The organism is Actinoalloteichus sp. GBA129-24, from assembly GCF_001941645.1.
Lineage (GTDB): Bacteria > Actinomycetota > Actinomycetes > Mycobacteriales > Pseudonocardiaceae > Actinoalloteichus_A > Actinoalloteichus_A fjordicus.
Genome location: NZ_CP016077.1, coordinates 6,269,186 through 6,288,491, shown reverse-complemented (window position 1 = coordinate 6,288,491; position 19,306 = coordinate 6,269,186). Strand labels below are relative to the sequence as shown.

At 70.8% G+C, this 19,306-nt stretch carries 19 protein-coding genes; 7 read left to right on the top strand and 12 right to left on the bottom strand.

Annotated elements, in window-relative coordinates; all coding sequences use genetic code 11:
• Positions 1-207: 207 nt before the first annotated feature.
• Both UA75_RS26995 and UA75_RS34165 read right to left on the bottom strand, forming a co-directional pair.
• On the bottom strand, positions 208-540 hold the full coding sequence (locus tag UA75_RS26995) for a YidH family protein (protein ID WP_075742634.1): 333 nt from the start codon (positions 538-540) through the stop codon (positions 208-210).
• Positions 537-902: a YidH family protein gene (locus UA75_RS34165; protein WP_075742633.1), complete on the bottom strand. Its 366-nt coding sequence runs from the start codon at positions 900-902 to the stop codon at positions 537-539. The genes UA75_RS26995 and UA75_RS34165 overlap by 4 nt, the downstream gene beginning before the upstream one ends.
• 90 nt (positions 903-992) lie before the next feature.
• Between UA75_RS34165 and UA75_RS26985 the strand changes: the two genes are divergently transcribed.
• Complete coding sequence (locus UA75_RS26985) at positions 993-2,153, top strand: MFS transporter (protein WP_198042862.1); 1,161 nt, start codon at positions 993-995, stop codon at positions 2,151-2,153.
• A 188-nt stretch (positions 2,154-2,341) separates the two neighbouring features.
• Here the strand turns inward: UA75_RS26985 and UA75_RS26980 are convergent, their stop codons facing one another.
• The 7 genes from UA75_RS26980 to UA75_RS26950 form a co-directional block, all read right to left on the bottom strand.
• Entirely contained in the window at positions 2,342-2,770 is a 429-nt protein-coding gene (locus tag UA75_RS26980) for an SSI family serine proteinase inhibitor (protein ID WP_083683663.1), read from the bottom strand.
• Between the two features lie 229 nt (positions 2,771-2,999).
• Entirely contained in the window at positions 3,000-3,404 is a 405-nt protein-coding gene (gene cutA / locus UA75_RS26975; protein WP_083683662.1) for a divalent-cation tolerance protein CutA, read from the bottom strand.
• Between the two features lie 301 nt (positions 3,405-3,705).
• Entirely contained in the window at positions 3,706-4,050 is a 345-nt protein-coding gene (locus UA75_RS26970; protein ID WP_075744261.1) for a hypothetical protein, read from the bottom strand.
• A 174-nt stretch (positions 4,051-4,224) separates the two neighbouring features.
• Complete coding sequence (locus UA75_RS26965; RefSeq protein ID WP_232237470.1) at positions 4,225-4,497, bottom strand: hypothetical protein; 273 nt, start codon at positions 4,495-4,497, stop codon at positions 4,225-4,227.
• A gap of 231 nt (positions 4,498-4,728) precedes the next feature.
• Positions 4,729-5,025 (bottom strand): hypothetical protein, encoded by a 297-nt coding sequence (locus UA75_RS26960; RefSeq protein WP_232237469.1) that lies wholly within the window; start codon positions 5,023-5,025, stop codon positions 4,729-4,731.
• 345 nt (positions 5,026-5,370) lie between these two features.
• Positions 5,371-7,032: a hypothetical protein gene (locus tag UA75_RS26955; protein ID WP_157434460.1), complete on the bottom strand. Its 1,662-nt coding sequence runs from the start codon at positions 7,030-7,032 to the stop codon at positions 5,371-5,373.
• Positions 7,033-7,633: 601 nt separating this feature from the next.
• Positions 7,634-8,248, bottom strand: coding sequence for a TetR/AcrR family transcriptional regulator (locus UA75_RS26950; protein WP_075742630.1), 615 nt, complete (start codon positions 8,246-8,248; stop codon positions 7,634-7,636).
• 115 nt (positions 8,249-8,363) lie between these two features.
• On the opposite strand from UA75_RS26950, the gene UA75_RS26945 reads away from it, so the two are divergent.
• The 3 genes from UA75_RS26945 to UA75_RS26935 all read left to right on the top strand — a co-directional run bounded on the left by UA75_RS26945 (position 8,364) and on the right by UA75_RS26935 (position 13,339).
• Positions 8,364-9,977, top strand: a complete 1,614-nt coding sequence (locus UA75_RS26945; RefSeq protein WP_075742629.1) for a carboxyl transferase domain-containing protein — start codon at positions 8,364-8,366, stop codon at positions 9,975-9,977.
• A 138-nt stretch (positions 9,978-10,115) separates the two neighbouring features.
• Positions 10,116-12,167 carry a biotin carboxylase N-terminal domain-containing protein gene (locus UA75_RS26940; protein ID WP_075742628.1) on the top strand — a complete coding sequence of 684 codons (2,052 nt, stop codon included), beginning with the start codon at positions 10,116-10,118 and terminating at the stop codon, positions 12,165-12,167.
• A 14-nt stretch (positions 12,168-12,181) separates the two neighbouring features.
• The gene (locus tag UA75_RS26935) at positions 12,182-13,339 is read left to right on the top strand and encodes an acyl-CoA dehydrogenase family protein (protein WP_075742627.1); all 1,158 of its coding nucleotides are present in this window, start codon (positions 12,182-12,184) and stop codon (positions 13,337-13,339) included.
• Positions 13,340-13,508: 169 nt separating this feature from the next.
• Here the strand turns inward: UA75_RS26935 and UA75_RS26930 are convergent, their stop codons facing one another.
• Entirely contained in the window at positions 13,509-14,189 is a 681-nt protein-coding gene (locus UA75_RS26930) for a DUF3558 family protein (RefSeq protein ID WP_198042860.1), read from the bottom strand.
• Between the two features lie 56 nt (positions 14,190-14,245).
• Positions 14,246-14,806, bottom strand: coding sequence for a TetR/AcrR family transcriptional regulator (locus UA75_RS26925; protein WP_075742625.1), 561 nt, complete (start codon positions 14,804-14,806; stop codon positions 14,246-14,248).
• Positions 14,807-14,863: 57 nt separating this feature from the next.
• Between UA75_RS26925 and UA75_RS26920 the strand changes: the two genes are divergently transcribed.
• The 3 genes from UA75_RS26920 to UA75_RS26910 all read left to right on the top strand — a co-directional run bounded on the left by UA75_RS26920 (position 14,864) and on the right by UA75_RS26910 (position 18,058).
• Positions 14,864-16,456 (top strand): MFS transporter, encoded by a 1,593-nt coding sequence (locus tag UA75_RS26920; protein WP_075742624.1) that lies wholly within the window; start codon positions 14,864-14,866, stop codon positions 16,454-16,456.
• 53 nt (positions 16,457-16,509) lie between these two features.
• Positions 16,510-17,001, top strand: a complete 492-nt coding sequence (locus UA75_RS26915; protein ID WP_157434459.1) for a pyridoxamine 5'-phosphate oxidase family protein — start codon at positions 16,510-16,512, stop codon at positions 16,999-17,001.
• 70 nt (positions 17,002-17,071) lie between these two features.
• Positions 17,072-18,058 (top strand): LLM class flavin-dependent oxidoreductase, encoded by a 987-nt coding sequence (locus UA75_RS26910; protein ID WP_075742622.1) that lies wholly within the window; start codon positions 17,072-17,074, stop codon positions 18,056-18,058.
• A 211-nt stretch (positions 18,059-18,269) separates the two neighbouring features.
• Here the strand turns inward: UA75_RS26910 and UA75_RS26905 are convergent, their stop codons facing one another.
• Positions 18,270-19,058: an alpha/beta fold hydrolase gene (locus tag UA75_RS26905; protein ID WP_083683660.1), complete on the bottom strand. Its 789-nt coding sequence runs from the start codon at positions 19,056-19,058 to the stop codon at positions 18,270-18,272.
• Positions 19,059-19,306: the final 248 nt, after the last annotated feature.

The window sequence follows — 19,306 nt, the reverse complement described above, 5'->3', positions numbered from 1 at the left end:
CACCAGACCTCGTGCCCGGTCCGCCACCGCCTGCGGAGGCCACCGTCTGCGGAGGCCACCGTCTGCCCGGCGCGCGGCCGGTGCCTTCCGGCGCCGAGCCGACGGTTCGACCGGCGCCGGAAGCCCGCCGTCGCCGCTACGACTCCGCAGACCGCTCGATGGCGTCCTCGCGTCTCGAGGCCGCGCGTCGCCCTACCCGAGGGGAGATCAGATCAGGATGATCCAGCCCGCCCCGAGCAGCCCGAGTAGCACCGTCGCGAGCGTGAACAGCAGGGGGAGCCTGCCGCTGGGCAGCGGCTCGGCACGGTGCAGCCGCTCCGTCGTCCGGCGATAACGCCGCAGCGTCAGCACCAGGAGTGCGCCCACGCCTGCCGCGCACAGCGCCGCCAGCATCGACGCGGCAGGCACGCCGACGCCCGCCACCAGCCGGACCAGCGCGAGCGCCAGGATCACGAAGGCCAGTGCGGTCCGGCGCCAGGACAATGCCGTCCGCTCGGCCTGTGCGAGATCCCACACCTCGTCTCGAGGACGTGCGGTCATCGGTTCGCGACCAGCACGACGACGATGAACACGCCGAACACCAGCGTCACGCCCACCAACAGCACGCCCGCGGACAGGGCGGGCAGCGGCGCGCCCGTGCGCAGCGCCCGCTCGGCCGACATCCATCGGAGCAGTCCGAACACGCTCATCGCCATTCCGGTCAGCACGAGCCCGACGGCCAGCACCAGGTACGACGTCTGCTCCGGTGCGAGGACGTCCAGCCCGACACCGCCCGCCGTCAACGCCATCGCGGTCCGCAGCCAGGCGAGGAAGGTGCGCTCGTTGGCCAGGCTGAACCGGGGATCTGGCTCCGCGCCGACCCCGTACACCCGGCGGGGCCAACGCTGCCGCTGTCGTCCCATGCAGGTCACGGTAACGCCGCCTGCCCACTGCGCCCGCCTCGGACCGGGGCCTGCCGTGACGGCGGAGCCTGGTCGACTAGCGTGGCGGCAGTGAGTCACGAGGTGAGCGGGCCGGAGCGCGCCGTCAGCGTCTGGAGTCCGTCGCTCGTCTGGCTGCTGGCGGGCACGCTGGCGGTCTTCCCGAGTTTCTTCCTGCTGCTGTCGGTCGTCCCGCAGTACGCGACCGAGGGCGGCGCGGGTCCGTTCGGCGCGGGCGCGGGAACCGGTGTGTTCATGCTCGCCACCGTCGTTCTCCAGCTCTTCATGCCTCGGATGCTGGCTCGCTTCGGCTACCGGCGGATGCTCGCGGCGGGGGCGGTGCTGCTCGGCGCCCCGACGGCGCTGCTCGTGCTGTCCGCCGAGCTCGGCGTCATCCTGCTGGTCTCTGCGGTTCGCGGACTCGGGTTCGGAATCGTCACCGTGGCCTTCTCGGCGCTGGTCGCCGAACTGGTGCCGCCGTCGCGGCGGGGGCAGGGTGCCGGCCTGTACGGCGGTGCCGTGGGCATCGCAGGCGTCGCAGGGCTGCCGCTGGGCGTATTGCTGGCGGATCAGGCGGGCTATGCCTCGGTGTTCCTGCTGGCAGCCGTGCTGCCCTTGCTGTCTCTGGCGGCCCTGCCCGCGATGCGAGCGCCCGCACCCGCCGTCGACACCCGCCGACGCGGCGTGCTGCGCGGCCTGCTCGACGGCGATCTGCGTCGACCCTTCCAGCTGCTGCTCGCGTTCTCACTGGCCTCGGGCGCCGTGGTCACCTTCGTGCCGCTCGCTGCGGCCGACGTCGCCGGACTGGCCTCGCTGGCCCTGCTCGTCCAGCAGGTGTGTGCCGCAGGCTCGCGCTGGGTGGCCGGACTCGCCGGGGACCGATTCGGCAACGGACGCCTGCTCCTGCCTGCCGTGCTCGCCGGGGTGGCAGGGCTGGCCGTGACGGCGTGGACGGGCGGTCCGCTGCTGCTCATCGGCATGGTGCTCTTCGGTCTCGGGTTCGGGGTGGCGCAGAACGCGACGCTGGTGGTCATGTTCCACCGCGTCGACCGGCAGGAGTTCGGCTCGGTGAGCACGCAGTGGAACATCGCCTTCGACGCGGGAACCGGCCTCGGTGCCGCGATGATCGGGATCGTCGTGCAGTACGCGGGCTTCGCGGCGGGCTTCGCCGTGGCTGCGGCGCTGCTGCTGGCCACCGTCGGCGGCGCGATCCACGACCGCGCGGCGCGGTGAGCGGCCGCGGGTGACCGTTGCTGCGGCGACGCCTGCACGATGACGCCCGCCCGCACTCCGCTGAGCAGCTTCTCCCGGCCGGTACGGCCGTCGCCGGTGCAGGCTCGAGACGCCCGAGACCCGTGCCGGAACGCCGTCGGGCGGCCCCCGATAGGAGGCCGCCCGACAGCGGGTTCCACGTCGTCGCGTCAGAAGGCGAAGATCTCGCCGGTCTCGGCGGCGAGGACGCACTTGTTCGAGTACGTGCGCTCGATCGCGACCGGCTTGCCCTCGACGGTCCCCGTCGCGGTCACGGTGTGCGGCTGGTAGATCATCGTGCAGATCTCCTGGTTCGCGATGCCCTCGAACCGGTCTCCCACCAGCTTCAGATCGCTGCACGCCGTGGCGGGGTCGGGGTGGTTGCCGCCGTCCGGGTCGCAGGTGAGCACCGCGCTGCGGCGTCCGGTGGCGTCCTGATCGGCGGCGAGCGGGTCCTGGCTGATCGTCAGTGTCAGGGTGGTGGGAATCTGCGCGTCGGTCGTGTCCGCCGCCGGGGCGCCTCCGCTCGGGTCGGTGGCGCCGGTCAGCACGGAAGCGGCGGCGAACATCGCGCTCGCGACGAGGTGATGCCAAGACATGGTTGAGATCCTCCTGGGAACAGATCATGCCGACGGGGTAGGAAGGGTCTACCCGGTTGATCGCAGCAGTCGCCAGGAGCGCGACAATTATTGCCTTATCGGGTATCACTCGATAGTGAATCACCACTCAGCGTGCCGAGAATGGCCCGTGATCTCCCTGAGATTTCTGAATGGTGATCACTCGAAGTGGTGATCTGTCACGAGGAAATGATGCAGGAGAGCAGGTCGATCAGAGCGCGGTCGTCTCCGCGCTGAGCCAGTCGAGATAATCCTCGTCACCGCCGATGATCGGCGTCGCGATGATCTCGGGCACCTTGTAGTCATGCTGCGCGCGAATATGCGCCGTCACCGCGTCCAGGCGGGCCGTGGTCGTCTTGATGACGCACTGCCATTCCTCGTCGAAGGAGACCTGGTTGTTCCAGCGGTAGACGCTGCGGACCGGGCCGACGATCTGGACGCAGCCCGCGAGCCTCGCCTCGATGATCCCGGCCGCGAGGCGATCGGCTTTCTCCTGGCTGTCGATGGTCGTCACGACCTGGCAGTACACCGACGTCTCCGCGTCGTCCGGCGCCTGAGCGGGCCGGGTGTCAGGGGAGACCGTGGCCGAGGGGGAGGCAGGCTCGGGTATCGACATCGGGCTCAACTCGCTTCCGGGTTCGCGGTTCGCCAGGGCCCCTCTTCCTACCAAGCGAACGCCGCCACCGACAGCGCGAGACAGCGATAGGGCGCCGGATCGAGTCGATCCAGCGCCCTACCGGGTGGTTCGTCGTGCGAGCTGGCAGCGACGCGGACGGCGTCATCAGCTCTCGGGGCCTGTCTGTGAATCCCTGCTGTCGGAGTTGCGCGGGCAGGCGTGGCGAGCTGCGGCGTCGTCGGCCTGGCAGCTCGTCCACGCTGCTCCCCGCTCACGAGGGATCGGGACCAGAGACGGGCTCTCAGCGACCGGCGTGCGGCGCACCCTTGCCCGCGTGGCCGTGGTGGCCGTGGTGGTGCTTCTTGCCGTGGTCGTCGACGAGCACGGTCGTGTTGCCGATGTCGTCGGTCTGCGGCGCGTTGGTGCAGTCGTTGATCTGGGGCGAGAGCACCGGGATGATGACGCCGATGACGGCGGCGACGTTGTTGCCGCAGAGCGACACCGGAACGGCGCTGATCTGGTTGTCGTTGATCGCATTGACGCCGTCGCTGTCGACGGTGTCGGCGAACGCGGCCCCGCTGCCGAGCGACAGGACACCGAGGGCGGCGCCAGCCGCTGCGCTGACGATCCGTGCGGAAGTACGCATGGTGTGCACCTTTCGAAAACCAGAGGGTGAAGGGCGGTCGGCGCACGCGGCTGGATGCACGCGGTGCCGGTGTCCGGAGTTGGTCACGTGAAGATGTGCTGGTCAGGGGCTACCTGGCCGAGCGGGAGTGCGTCGAGAAAGCGACGCACTCCCGCCAATTCATCGAGACGACACTCAGTCCTTGAGGACGAGCTTGTTGAAGAGGTCGTCGGTCTGCGGCGCGTTGGTGCAGTCGCTGATCTGGGGCGAGAGCACCGGGACGATGACGCCGATGACGGCGGCGACGTTGTTGCCACAGGCCTGGATCGGCACGGCGCTGATCTGGTTGTCGTTGACCGCGTTGACGCCGTCGCTGTCGACGGTGTCGGCGAACGCGGGCGCACCCAGCATCATCGCGCCGAGGGTGGCGCCTGCGGCGGCGGTCAGGACGCGTGCGGAGGTACGCATAGGTGACACCTTTCTAAGGCGGTGAGGGGGAGGTGGTCCGCAGCCCGGCAGTGATTGGCCGCCCGGCTGCGGACCGGTGGTGTGACTGGTGAGCGTCAGACGGCGAGTCGAGTGCTTCTCAGCCGTCGCCACTCGGTGGAGCGGTTGTCTCAGATTGTGATCGGTGCGGAGTCGGGGTCAGCCGAGATCGGCGAGCCGCCCGCCCACACCGCAAGGTGATGCCTGCGACTCTCAGTCGACGATGAAGGTCTCGTTGAAGAGGTCGTCGATCTGCGGCGCGTTGGTGCAGTCGTTGATCTGGGGCGAGAGCACCGGGATGATGACGCCGATGACGGCGGCGACGTTGTTGCCGCAGAGCTGCACCGGAACGGCGCTGATCTGGTTGTCGTTGATCGCGTTGACGCCGTCGTTGTCGATCGAGTCGGCGAACGCGGGACCACCGAAGGCCAGCGCGCCCAGTGCGGCTGCGGCGGTGGCGCCTGCGAGGCGGGTAGAGGTACGCACGGTGTGTGCCTTCCGTCGTTGCATCTTTGACAAGAAACACTTTCCGAGAGCGATGTCCGGCGGTAAGTGCAATGAGCATTCTGCCCCATCAACCTCCCGATATTGACCGTCTGCGGGCCTGTAAGCCCATTTACACCTCATAGAGTGAATCAGCTTTGAATCGCTTTGCGGTCGGCCAGTCCCCTGGCTATGGGGACGGGTCGTGGTGGATCAGCCGGAAAAGGAAAAGGGAAACCAAGGCAGGGGTACACCGAAATGGTGTACCCCTGCCTTGGTGATATGAGGATGTGTGCCCCGCAGCCCGCCGTATTCGAGTGAACCGGCGGCGTGCGGGTCGTGATGAGCCGACGATACCCGGACCGAGATCGATCAGATGGGCAGCGTGCCGGTGATCGTCTGGGTGAGTCCGCCGAGCGGGGCGGCGGCCGCCGGGGCCTTGGGCGCAGGTGCGGGCAGGGGCTGCACCTGGGGCTCCTGGGGCTCCTGGGTCTTGGCGGGCAGCGTCAGCTCGCCACCGAACAGCTCGCCCAGCCCGGTGCCGCGCAGCGCGTTGATCTCGGGCTCCTTGTTCTTGTCGCGGACGTGGTGCACGACGGTGGGCTCCGGGGCGGCAGCCGGTGCCGCCTGGTTCTGCTGCGGGGCGTTCATGTCGCCCACCAGACCGCCGATCGGGTTCGTGCTGACGAGCGTGCCTGCCTGCTCCAGCGCGCCGGTGAGCGGAAGGGCGCGCGCCTCGTCTGCGACACCGCGCACCGCGTCGGTGACCGGCCGGTCGGCAGGCGCGGGCAGCGTGGTCGGGCCCTGCTCGCCCGCCAGTCCGCCGAGCAGGGCGGTCGGGTCCAGCTTCGCCTCGGTGAGGGTCTCGTTCACCGACAGCGCACGGGCGCTGTCGGTGACGCCCTGGACCGCGTCGGCGACCGGCCCGCCTGCGGGCGCGGGCGGCGCGGGTGCGGGTGCGGGCGCGAGTCCACCGAGCAGGCCCGCCGGATCGATGCCTGCCTGCCCGAGCAGGTCGCTCACCGGGTCGGCGGCCTGCGGACTGCGCGCGGGCTCCGCTGCGGGCGCGGCGGGGGGCTGCTCCGCGAGGGCAGGCGCGAGGAGCTTGTCAGTGAGGGCGCCGACCGGGGTCGCGATGCCGAGGTTGCCGAGACCGCCGGTCTGCTCGCGCGGGGCACCGTCCGCCGGGGCGGCAGGCGCCGGGGGCTGCGCGGTCAGGCCGCCGAGGGGGTTGTCGCTCCCCAGCTGCAGATCGCTGGTCAGCGCGCCGACCTTGTCGGTGACCTCGCCGAGCGGGTCTGCCTGCCGGGCCGAGCCGAGGTCGGAGGTGACCTGGGTGAGCGTCTGGTCGGCCATCGGCCCCACGAGCGGCAGCTCGGACGTCTTCGGCAGCGTCGGCGCCGAGTTGATCGGCGTCTGGCTCACCGCGCCGGTGACCGGCCTGGTGATCCCGTTCGGGTCGACCGGCTGCCCGATGGTGTAGCCGCGAACGGCGTTGATCTCCAGGGCGGTGTCCGCCGCGGAGAAGCCCGAGTGGTTCTCGGGGCGCTCCCAGACCCTGGTCTGCAGCAGCGATCCCGAGGTGTTCTCGTCCAGCACGCCGGTGTTGTTCGGGGCGACGTCCAGCGAGATGTCCGGGCGGGTGGTCTGGAGGGCGGTGATCTCGTCCACCTCGTGACCCAGCGCGCTGCTGAGTCGGTTGACGCGATGGACGTCCAGGAGCGGGCCGGGCGTGACGAACTGGTCCGCCAGGGCCAGCGCGGTTCCCTCCAGGGTGTAGGCGGGCTGCACCAGCACGTTGCGGACGCCCACCTTGGCGGTGACGTCCGCGCAGGGCACGATCTCGCTGCCCGTGTGCTGGTAGGCGAACGCCTGGCAGCTGTGCAGGGGCAGCTCGGCGCCGATGTCCTTGGGCACGTCCGGCATGGCGGTTCGGCTGTCGGACTCCGTGGCCATGGCGGCGCCCGCGCCCATCGCGGCGAAGCCTGCGGCCATCACTGCGGCTTGCAGCGTGCGCGAGGTCTTGGAAGGCAAGGTGACTGTCTCCTTGATGTCGTGCGGGAGTCGTGCGGTCTGCCGGATCGCGTCGGCCGACGACTCAGACGGGGATGCGGGCTCCTGGAGTCCGCATGGAGTTGGCAGTCGCCGGTGCCGGGCGGGGAGGAGTCGGCCTGGCCTGCGAGGCAGCCGCAGTCCCGCCACCGGGCACCACACGTTCTCGGGGCATGATCGACCCGGCGGGGATCAAATCGGCAGTCCTGTTCGGCAAGTCCACCCGGAAGGGTTGCGTCTTTGGCTCGATCCGGTGATCTTCGCGAGGGTGTTCGACGGGTGAGGAATCCTGGCCGCCGCGTGCGGATTCGGGGTGCGGGGACGCTGGCGATCAACCGGCGGGGTGCAGCGGCCGGGACCGGTCGCAGGCGACGCGTCCTACCGATCGGTGGCGACTCGTCTCGCCGCCGTGTCGTCCGTCGTACCGCCTGCCGTGTCGCGTCCGGCGGCGGAGCCCGGCCGTGTCGCGCTCAGGCCGTGTCGCGCTCGGACGGTGTGGTGCTCGGCGGGCGTCGACGCAGTACCCGTCGAGGTGTGTCGAATCGTCCGCCCGACGTCCCGGCAGCCCGCGCCTGACCGGCGCTCACCCGGCCGGGGCGCAGGCCGCGTCCAGCGCCGCCAGGGCCATCGCGGCGAGCAGGGCGCGCATGGTGGGCAGATCGACGCCCGTCGCGCTGTGCGGCGTCGAGTTGAGCAGCCCGAACGTCGCATGAGTGGCTGCCAGCAGCCGGTCCCGCCCCGTCCGTGGCGACAGCCGGGCCAGTACGGTGACCCATTCCTCGACGTAGCGGCGTTGCAGCCTGCGCACCCGCCTGCGTTCGGCCTCCGGGACGTTGTCGAGTTCGCGGTCGTGGACGGTGATCAGCGCGGGCTGGGCGAGGGCGAAGTCGACGTGCCAGGCGATGAGGGCGTCTAGGGCCGCGCGCGGTCCGTCGGCCTGGGCAGCGCGGGCGCCGCCCTCGGTCAGCAGTCGTTCGCTGACCGCCAGCAGCATCTCGCCGAGCACCGCCTCCTTGTTGCGGAAGTGCCGGTAGAGCGCCGGACCGGAGACCCCGACCGCGCGCCCGAGATCCTCGATGGACACGCCGTGGTAGCCGCGAGCGGCGAAAAGCTCGGCTGCGGCGTCGAGAATCTCCTGACGCCGAGCCGAGGTGCGTCGTCGCGTCGCCGGGTGCTCCTCCGCCGGGGTCTGCCGCATCGGGTCAGAGTAGACGGGGGGAGTTAGCGGCCGTTAACATCCGGCGGAGGTTAGTGATGATTAACATCCCGTCGGCGTCTCGGCTCGCTGCGGGCCGATGCGAGGAGGCGAACGAGTGGACGCACCGGTGTTGTCCAGCGCCTGCGATCCGACCGCTGCCGCGTTTCACCGCAACGTCGCAGCGCACACGACGCTGGTCGACGACCTGAGTCGTCGGCTGGCCGCAGCGGCGAAGGGCGGTCCGGAACGTGCGAGGGCCCGGCATCTCGAACGCGGCAAGCTGCTGCCGCGCGAGCGGGTCGACACGCTGCTCGACCCCGGCTCCCGCTTCCTGGAGCTCTCGCCGCTGGCCGCGACGGGCCTGTATCAGGACGACGCCCCCGGCGCCGGCCTCATCGCGGGCGTCGGCCGGATCGAGGGCCGGGAATGCGTGGTGGTCGCCAACGACGCCACGGTCAAGGGCGGCACCTACTACCCGATGACGGTCAAGAAGCACCTGCGCGCGCAGGAGGTGGCGCTGCACAACCGCCTGCCCTGCGTGTATCTGGTCGACTCCGGCGGTGCCTTTCTGCCGAGACAGGACGAGGTCTTCCCGGACCGGGAGCACTTCGGCCGCATCTTCTACAACCAGGCGACGATGTCCGCCCAGGGCATTCCGCAGCTCTCCGCCGTGCTGGGCTCCTGCACGGCGGGCGGCGCCTACGTGCCCGCGATGAGCGATGAGAACGTGATCGTCCGAGGCCAGGGCACCATCTTCCTCGGCGGACCGCCGCTGGTGAAGGCCGCCACCGGCGAGGTGGTCACTTCGGAGGAGCTGGGCGGCGGCGACCTCCACTCTCGGGTCTCCGGGGTCACCGATCACCTCGCCGAGGACGACGCCCACGCGCTGCGCATCCTGCGCTCGATCGTGTCCACCCTCGGGCCGAGGACGCCCCGTCCCTGGGAGACGACGGCCGTCGAGGAGCCTGCCGTCGACCCCGCGGAGCTGTACGGGGCGGTGCCCGTCGACTCGCGGACGCCCTACGACGTCCGCGAGGTGATCGCCAGGATCGTGGACGGCAGCCGGTTCGCCGAGTTCAAGCGCGACTACGGGCCGACGCTGGTGACGGGGTTCGCCCGCATCCACGGCCATCCGGTCGGGGTGGTGGCCAACAACGGCATCCTCTTCGGCGAGTCGGCCTTGAAGGGCGCGCACTTCATCGAGCTGTGCGATCGACGGTCCGTGCCGCTGGTCTTCCTCCAGAACATCAGCGGTTTCATGGTCGGCAGGGAGTACGAGGCGGGCGGCATCGCCAAGCACGGCGCGAAGATGGTCACCGCCGTCGCGTGCGCGCGGGTCCCCAAGTTCACGGTCGTCATCGGCGGCTCGTTCGGCGCGGGCAACTACAGCATGTGCGGTCGAGCCTTCTCGCCCCGATTCCTGTGGATGTGGCCCAACGCCCGGATCTCGGTGATGGGCGGCGAGCAGGCGGCCTCGGTCCTGGCCACCGTCCGCCGAGACCAGCTGGCGGCCCGAGGCGAGGACTGGTCGGCCGAGGACGAGGAGTCCTTCAAGGCTCCGATCCGCTCGCAGTACGAGGAACAGGGCGATCCCTACTACGCGACCGCCCGGTTGTGGGACGACGGCGTGATCGACCCGGCCGACACGCGCACCGTGCTCGGCCTGGCCGTCTCCGCGGCGGCGAATGCCCCGCTGGAGCCGGTGAACTACGGCGTCTTCCGGATGTGACGGAACCGGTGCCTGCGGGCGAGTCTGCCTGCGGGCGGCGACGGTGTGACCGCCGCTGCAGGCGGCGGCCGACCACCATGCAGGCGGCCTCGGCCGTGACCGCCGGGAACCGGCCGCCCAGGACAGGAGGAGACCCACGTGTTCGAGTCCGTGCTGATCGCCAACCGGGGTGAGATCGCCGTGCGGGTGGCCCGCACGCTCACCGAGCTGGGCATCTTCTCGATCGGCGTCTACAGCGATGCCGACGTGCAGGCACGGCACGTCGGCGCGGTGGATCTCGCGCTGCGGCTGGGGCCCGCCTCCGCAGCGGAGAGCTATCTCCACATCGAGGCGGTCGTGGAGGCGGCCGTTCGCGCCGGCGCACAGGCCGTGCATCCCGGTTACGGCTTCCTCGCCGAGAACGCCGACTTCGCGCGGGCCTGCGCTGCGGCGGGTCTGGTCTTCATCGGGCCGTCGCCCGAGGTGATCGAGCTGATGGGCGACAAGATCCGGGCCAAGCAGGCCGTCGCCTCGGCCGGGGTGCCGGTGGTGGCCGGTCGCACCGAGGCGGGCCTGTCCGACGACGACCTGATCGATGCCGTCCACGAGCTGGGCTTTCCTGTCCTGCTCAAGCCGTCGGCGGGCGGCGGCGGCAAGGGGATGCGACTGGTCGTCGCGGCTGCCGGGCTGCGGGAGGCCGTCCGGGGTGCGCGGCGGGAGGCCGCGGCGGCCTTCGGCGACGACACGCTGCTCGTGGAGCGCTATATCGAGCGCCCGAGACACCTCGAGGTTCAGGTGCTCGCCGACCGGCACGGCACCGTGCTGGCGCTGGGCGAGCGGGAGTGCAGCCTCCAGCGCAGGCATCAGAAGATCATCGAGGAGGCGCCGTCGGCGCTGCTCGACGAGGCCGGTCGCCGGGAGTTCCTGGCCGATGCGGTCGCCGTCGCCGAGGCCTGCGACTACGTGGGCGCAGGCACGGTGGAGTTCATCACCGACGTCGAGGGGCGCGGTCGCAGCTTCCTGGAGATGAACACCCGGCTTCAGGTGGAGCATCCGGTCACCGAGGCGGTCACCGGCGTGGACCTGGTCGAGTGGCAGCTCAGGGTGGCGGCGGGCGAGCGAATCGATCCCGATCTGGCGACGGGCGGCCCCGGCGGTCACTCGGTGGAGGCCCGGATCTACGCCGAGGACCCGGACCGGGGGTTCCTCCCGACCGGCGGACGGGTGCTCGATCTCGTCGAGCCGAGCGGGGCAGGCGTGCGGGTGGACTCCGGGTTGCGGTCCGGCGTCGAGGTCGGCGGGGACTACGACCCGATGCTCGCGAAGGTGATCGCCTGGGGACCGGACCGTGCCACGGCCCTGCGCAGGCTCGACGGCGCGCTCGGCCGGACCGGCGTCCTCGGGGTCACCACCAACGTGGCCTTCCTGCGGGCTCTGCTGGGCAGGCCCGAGGTGCGGGAGGGCGTGCTGGACACGGGGCTGGTGGAGCGGGTCGCCCCCGAGCTGGTCGAGCGTCGTCCGCCGGACGAGGTGCTGGTGGCGGCCGCGCTGGAACGGCAGCTCGCGGCGGAGCCCGCAGGCGGGATCGTCGATCCCTGGGAGATCCCGGACGGCTGGCGGACCGGGGAGCACGTGGCACGGCGCTGGTGTATCGGTCCGGTCGGCGGCGAGGAGGTCGAGGTGACGGTGCGCGGCCCTGCCGCCGCCGCCCGCGTCCGGGTGGGCTCCGGCGAGGCCGAGGGCTTCGGCGGCTCGAACCGTCGGGACGCCGAGCGCTCGAACGTCCCGGAGCGGCCTGCCGCCGCGCGGCTGGACGGCGAGGAGCTGGTCGTCGAGTACGACGGTCGCATCCTGCGATACCGGCGGGCGCGCAGCGGGCAGACCTGCTGGCTGGGGCGCGATGGCCGGGCCTGGGCGCTGATCGAGCGCACGCCGCTGGCGCTGTCGTCGGCGGGCTCCTCGGCGGCAGGCGATCCGGTCGTGCGCAGCCCCATGCCGGGCACGGTGCTGTCGGTCGCCGTCGCCGAGGGCGAGGAGGTCCGGATCGGTCAGCCGCTGCTGATCGTGGAGGCCATGAAGATGGAGCACACCGTCGTCGCCCCGGTCGAGGGGCGGGTCCACGACCTGCGGGTCCGTCCCGGAGTGCAGGTCGCCGTCGACGAGGCGCTCGCCGTCGTGACCCCGGCCGAGCCCGGCCGGGAATCCGCATGAGAAGGAGTGACCCGATGCTCGATCACCGGCTCGACGAGGAGTACGTGGCACTGCGGTCCACGGTGGCCGAGTTCGCCCGCGCGGAGGTGGCGCCGGTGATCGGCGGCTACTACGAGCGAGAGGAGTTCCCCTACCCGATCGTGGCGGGCATGGCGGACATGGGCCTGTTCGGCCTGCCGTTCCCGGAGGCCTACGGCGGGATGGGCGGTGACTACTTCGCGCTCTGCCTGGCCTTGGAGGAGCTGGCCAGGGTGGACTCCTCGGTGGCGATCACCCTGGAGGCCGGGGTGTCGCTCGGGGCGATGCCGATCTACCGCTTCGGCTCCGAGGAGCAGCGCAGGCGCTGGCTGCCCGAGCTGTGCGCGGGTCGCAGGCTGGCCGCCTTCGGACTCACCGAGGCCGACGGCGGGTCCGATGCGGGGGCGACCAGGACCACCGCCCGGCTCGACGGCGAGGAGTGGGTGATCAACGGGAGCAAGTCCTTCATCACCAACTCCGGCACCGACATCACCTCCCTGGTCACCGTCACCGCGGTCACCGGCAGGCGAGAGGACGGGCGCAAGGAGATCTCCGCGATCGCGGTGCCCTCGGGGACGCCCGGCTTCACGGTCGCTGGCAAGTACTCGAAGGTGGGGTGGAACGCCTCGGACACTCACGAGCTGTCCTTCACCGACGTCCGAGTCCCCGCCGAGAACCTCGTCGGCGAGCGGGGTCGGGGCTATGCGCAGTTCCTGCGCATTCTGGACGAGGGGCGGATCGCCATCGCCGCGCTCGGGGTCGGACTCGCCCAGGGCTGTGTGGACGAGAGCCTGCGGTACGCGGCCGAGCGGGAGGCCTTCGGCAGGACCATCGGCTCCTACCAGGCGATCCAGTTCAAGATCGCCGACATGGAGGTCCGGGCGCACACCGCGCGGCTGGCGTATTACCACGCGGCATCGCGGATGCTGCGTGGCGAGCCGTTCAAGAAGGAGGCGGCCGTCGCGAAGCTGGTCAGCTCCAACGCGGCGATGGACAACGCCAGGGAGGCGACCCAGATCTTCGGGGGGTACGGCTTCATGAACGAGACGCCGGTCGGTCGGTTCTACCGGGACGCGAAGATCCTGGAGATCGGCGAGGGCACCTCCGAGGTGCAGCGGATGCTGATCGCTCGCGAGCTGGGGATGGCGGCCTGATCGGTCGCTGGTCGTCATCGGCACGGGACGCGGGCGCCGGCGCGGGACTCTCGGGGACGCCCGCCCCGACCGCGCGGCGCCGAGCGCGGGACCGGCGCGGCCGGGCCGACCGGGATGGCCGATGTCGGGCGGGGGCCGCCCGCACCGACCTCGCGGTCCGCCCCCCGGCTCAGCCGAACGCCTCGGCGGGCACGGCACGCACCACATGACCCGCCGCCGTCGGCACCAGCTCGCACGCCCGGTCGACGTCGCCGTGCATGACGAGGACGCGAATGCTGGAGTCCTCGGTCACCACGATGTCCATGGCACACATTGACTCCGAGGTACGGGCCAGCCGGGCGGACCTGCCCTCGATCTCGGTGGAGGAGGCCTCGATGAGCCCGTCCAGCGTCCACTCGTCGATGCCGCGATAGGGATCGACGGAGACGGCGATGCCGTTCTCGAAGTCCGAGGCCATGTCGATGAGGATGCAGTCGCCTCGGCCTTCCTTCCCGTCTCGATAGCTCGCCTGCCCGGACATGCCCAGCTCCTGGATGAGCTCGTCGCTGACGAAGTCGCAGCTCGCGGTGCGTTCGAGGTTCGGGTTCGGCTCGAGGTCGGCGGGCGGGTCGGTGGACTCCTCGTCGGCCTCGGCGGAGGGGTCTGCGGAGTCCGTCGAGTCTGCCTGCTCCTCCGAGGGCTCTAGAAGGCTGCCCACCTCGGGCGGTGGCGGCGCCGAGTTCGCGACCGGGCTGGCCTGGCCTGACTCCGCAGTGGTGCAGCCCGCCAGCGCGAGCACGCCGACGACGAGCAGGCCTGCCGCTGCCAGAGGTGTCCTGTTCGTTCTCGTTGACGCTCTCCTGGTGACCACCTCGGCATTGTGCATGACCACCCTGATGAGGGGTCCGTTTTCGTGATGCCCGGTGTTCAGTCGTTGTCGGACGCGGCCTCGGCGGCGGTCTCGGCATCGTGGAGCAGTCGCTCGAAGACGCGCCGCAGGATCTGCGGATCGGGCTCGGGCAGCCCCACCAGGGCGCTCAGGTACAGGCCGTCGCCGACCAGTCGGATCGTCTCGGCGATCACCGGGTCGCCGATCCGCTCGACGAGGAGGTCGGCCCAGTTCCCGAACACCGCGCGGAGGATCTCGGCGGCCTCCCTGCCGATCTCCGAGCTGCGCAGGTTTGCGATCACCGACCAGTAGAGGCTCGCCTCCTGCTGATCGACGGGCACCGAGGTCTCCAGGAAGAAACGGACGGCGTCTAGGCCGTCCATCGCTCTGGCCTGCGTCAACTCCGCCGTTCCCTCGTCGGCGAGCCGGTGGACGAGTCCGGTCAGCAGATCGTTCTTCGAGTGAAAGTGATAGAGCAGCCCGCCCTTGGAGACCTCGGCGGCGGCGGCCACCGCGTCCAGGGTCACCGCGGACAGGCCGTGATTCAGGAGAAGGTCCTGCAACGCGTCGAGTATCCGGTCGCGGGTTCGGCTGCTCACCGGGTGAACTGTAGAGGACGCGGACCTGTGTACCGTCCGGACGGTACAGTTGTCGGCATGAGTAGCTCATCCACCTCGCCTGCGAGTCCGGCGGGCCTGCCCGGCGGCCGGGCCTGGGCCGCGCTCGCCGTGCTGACCCTCCCGGTCCTGCTGGTCTCGATCGACAACACGGTGCTCGGCTTTGCGGTCCCCACGCTGAGCGAGGACCTGCGTCCCAGCGCATCGCAGCTGCTCTGGATCGTGGACGTCTACTCGTTCGTGCTGGCCGGACTGCTGGTCACGATGGGCGTGCTCGGCGATCGGCTCGGCAGGCGCCGCCTGCTGCTGATCGGCTCGGCCGGGTTCGGCCTCGCCTCACTGGCGGCGGCCTATGCCCAGAGCGCGGAGGTGCTCATCGCCGCACGGGCGGCGATGGGTTTCGCCGGGGCCACCCTCATGCCCGCGACCCTCTCGCTGATCCGCAACATCTTCGTCGACCGGCGGCGGCGCCGGGTCGCCATCGCGGTGTGGTCGGCAGCCTTCTCCGGTGGGGCGGCGCTCGGGCCGATCCTGGGCGGCTGGCTGCTGGAGCACTTCTGGTGGGGTTCGGTGTTCCTGCTGAACCTGCCGACGATGGCCGTGCTGCTCGCGATCGGTCCCTGGCTGATTCCCGAGTCCCGCGACCCCGCACCCGGCCGGTTCGACCCGCTCAGTGCGCTCTACTCCCTGCTCGCGCTGCTGCCCGCCGTCTACGGGCTCAAGAAGTCGGTCGAGTCCGGGATCTCGCCCATCGCCACGTTCGCCTTCGTGCTGGGCATCGGTTTCGCGATCGTCTTCGTGCGCAGGCAGCGACGGCTCGACACGCCGATGCTGGACGTCTCGCTCTTCACCGACCGCACGTTCTCCATCGCCGTGCTGACGAACCTGCTCTCGGTCTTCGTCCTGGTCGGCTGTCTGTTCCTCCTGACGCAGTACCTCCAGCTCGTCCTCGGTCTGCGGCCGATGCACGCGGGCCTGCTGCTCCTGCCCGGCCTCACCGCGGCGGTGGTCGGCTCGCTGCTGGCCACTCGACTGGTGCGGCGCTTCGCGATGGCCTCGCTGCTCGGGGTGGCGCTCGCCGTGTCCGGTCTGGGCACCCTGCTGCTCGCAGGCGTGTCCGTCGACACGGGACTGGTCGTCGCCACGGTCGCCTTCGGTCTGATCGGCCTCGGGGTCGGTGTCGCGGAGCTGCTCACCAACGACGCGATCCTGGCCTCTGTGCCCGCACGGCGGGCAGGCGCGGCCTCGGCGGTCTCGGAGACGGCGTACGAACTGGGCGCGGCGCTGGGCATCGCCGTGCTCGGCAGCGTGCTTGCCGCGGTCTACCGGAACGGACTCACCGAGGTACCCGGCGTCGATGCCGAACAGCTGTCCTCGGCCGCCGAGACCCTGGGCACCGCCATGGGCCTGGCCGCCGAACTCGCCGGGCCCGCAGGCGTCGCGCTGGCCCAGGCGGCGGCCGGGGCCTTCGTGGACGGCATGCGACTCACCAGCGTCATCGGAGCGGTGATCATGGTGACGGCGGCCGTGGTCTCCTGGCGGCTGATCCGCCGCGCAGCCCTGGATTCCGGGCGGCCGGAATCCGGCCCCGGCGAGTCCGGGAGCCGTCTTGACACCAACACCACCCAGTAGCAATGTTGGTTCATATAGTGCGTACTCTCCGCACTATATGAACGGAGGTTCGAGTGGCGCGGGTAGCGGGGTGTCTGGAGAACGAACACGCCTCGGCGATGGTCGACGGCAGGCCCGTCGCCGTCCTTGCGACGACCGACGACACCGGCAGACCACACAGCGCACTGATCTCCTGGTTCGTCCTGCTCGACAGCCACACCCTCGTCGCGGCTCTGGACGACCGCAGCCGACATTGTCGAAATCTGCGGGACGACCCGAGGTTCGCGATGCAGATCCTGGCCGACGACCTGGTCCTCGCGGTGAGCGGCAGAGCCGAGTTCCTCGCCGCCGAGCTGCCCTCCGCGCCGTTTCCCGCCTCCGTCGTCCGCCTGATGCTGGACGCGGTGGTGGACCAGCGGCAGCCGCAGATGCGGTTCCGAGGACCCGGTTACGAGTTCGACGCCGCCAAACGACATCGCGACGGCGTGGAGCGTCAGGTGCTCGCGGAGCTGGCCGCCACCGATTCTCGGCCGCCGTGGCCGATCCGTCGGGACGACTCCGCGTGATCATCGCAGGTTGCCGTCGCGGGCCCGCAGTACGAGCGGTCCGCCCGATCCCGGGAAAGGACTCCCAGCAATGAAGCTGAGCATCTTCTCGGTCACCGACCACTATCCGGCTCGTGACCGCAGCATCGCAGCCTTCTACGACCAGCTCCTGGACGAGATCTCCTACGCCGAGGAGCTCGGCTTCGCCAACTACTTCGTGGCCGAGCATCACTTTCACGAGTACGGCATCGTGCCTGCGCCTGCGGTGCTGCTCGCCGCCGCCGCACGGCAGACCAGCCGCATCGGACTCGGAGTCGCGGTCGCGGTGCTGCCGTTCCACGCGCCGATGGTGCTGGCCGAGGACTACGCGATGCTGGATCAGCTCTCCGGCGGACGGCTCGCCCTCGGTGTCGGCTCCGGCTACCTCCCGCACGAGTACGCGGGCTTCGGCCTTGACCAGGCGGAGAAGCGCACCCGGTTCGACGAGGCGCTGGAGATCCTGACCAGGGCGTGGACCGGTGAGCCGGTGCACTTCGACGGCCGGTACCACCGGCTGTCCGGGGTTCGTGCGGCCGTCACGCCGGTCGCGTCACCGCCGGTGTGGGTGGCGGTGATCCGGCCGGAGGCCGCCTACCACGTCGGCAGGCAGGGCCGGAACATCATGCTGATCCCGTATGCCTCCGCCGAGGACATCGATCACCTCGGCGAGGTCGTCACGGCCTACCGCAAGGGCTTCGCCGAGTCGGGCGCGACGGGGGAGGGCGATGTCGCCGTCGCCCTGCACACCTACGTCGGGGAGCGGACGGACGTCGAGGACGAGGTCGGGCCTGCACTCGCGCAGTACACCGACACTCGCCTCTATCACAAGAGCCACCGCAGCTATGCACAACTCGACGCGGCGCAGCTCGTGCTCTTCGGCGATGCCGAGCGCGTCGCGCATCGCATGGACCGACTGGAGGCGCTGGGCGTCACGCACCTGTTGGCGCTGGCCAACTTCGGTGCGCTGGCTCCGGAACTGGTGACCGCCTCGATGAAGCGCCTGGCCGGGCTCGCCTCGGCGCGGGGCGAGACGAGGTAGTCCCGACGGTCCTCCCATCGTGGACCGGGTGCCGCACGGGCCCGCCACCGACCGGGACGACCGCTGTGCGGCCGGGACCGGCGGCACGCCGCCGTCGGCAAGGAGCCCCGCCCCTCGACGGCGCGTGCAGCGACACGCGCCGCCGACGGGCCGCAGGCCGGAGCGCCCGAACCGGCGGCGGATCGCCGACACCATGGTCGGCGGCGGCCGCTCAGCCCGCGGCCATCGGTCGGTCGGCTTCCTGTCGGGTCAGGAAGGACTCGACGGCCGACACCAGGGCGATGGGGGTCTCGTCGGCGGCGTAGTGCCCCGCGTTGCCGAAGACCTCGACCCGCGCGTGCGGATGCCAGGCCAGCCAGGTCCCCCGGAGCACGTCGGCGCTCAGGGCCGGGTCGTGCTCGCCCGCGATGACCAGGATCGGGGTCGGGTCGCCGAGCACCGTCTCGTGGAAGTCGTGCCGTGCCCAGTCGAGGAGATAGCTCGCGAACGCCGAGACGGACGAGGCGGCCAGCGAATGACGCACCATCGCGTCGAGCCAGACGCCGGTGTGTCGATTGCCGGTGGTCAAGTCGATGATGGCTCGGCGATTGTCCGCGTTCTCGGCGGCGCCGGTGAAGAGCTGCCAGGCCTGATCGTCGAAGGGGACGCCGGAGGCGGGAACGGGGGAGATCCCGACGATGCCGGTCACCCGGCTCGCGTCGGCGGCCAGCACGGCGGCGGCGGCCTTGCCCCCCATCGAGTGTCCTAAGAGGGAGAACTCCGACCAGCCGAGGTGATCCGCCAGCGCGAGGACGTCGGAGGCGATCTCGGCCATCGTGTACTCGCCCGCCAGCTCGCTCGCCTCCCCGTAGCCCCGGACGTCGACGAAGGCGTAGCTGAACCGAGTGGTGTCGAGCAGCGGACGGATCGACCGGAAGGCGGTGCGATCGGAGAACCAGCCGTGCAGCGCGATCACGCGCTGCGGGCCGTCGCCGTGTACGTCATGGGGCAGGATCGTCACATCAGCTCCTCGCACTACGCCGCCATTCCGGCAGTTGATCACCGGTTGCGGACCAGCTTCGGGGTCTGACGGCGACCTGTCAACGGTGCGATCACCGTCGCCGTACCGCCGCAGCCCCCGGATCGGCGGTCCCCCGACAGGGGGTAAATCGGCGGGGTGGCCGGCGGCAGGCCGGTCGTTCGAGGGTTTCCGTGCTGGCGGCAGCCCTTGTCGGTCCGGCTGGCCTGGTCTCTCCTCGACGCTCTGCG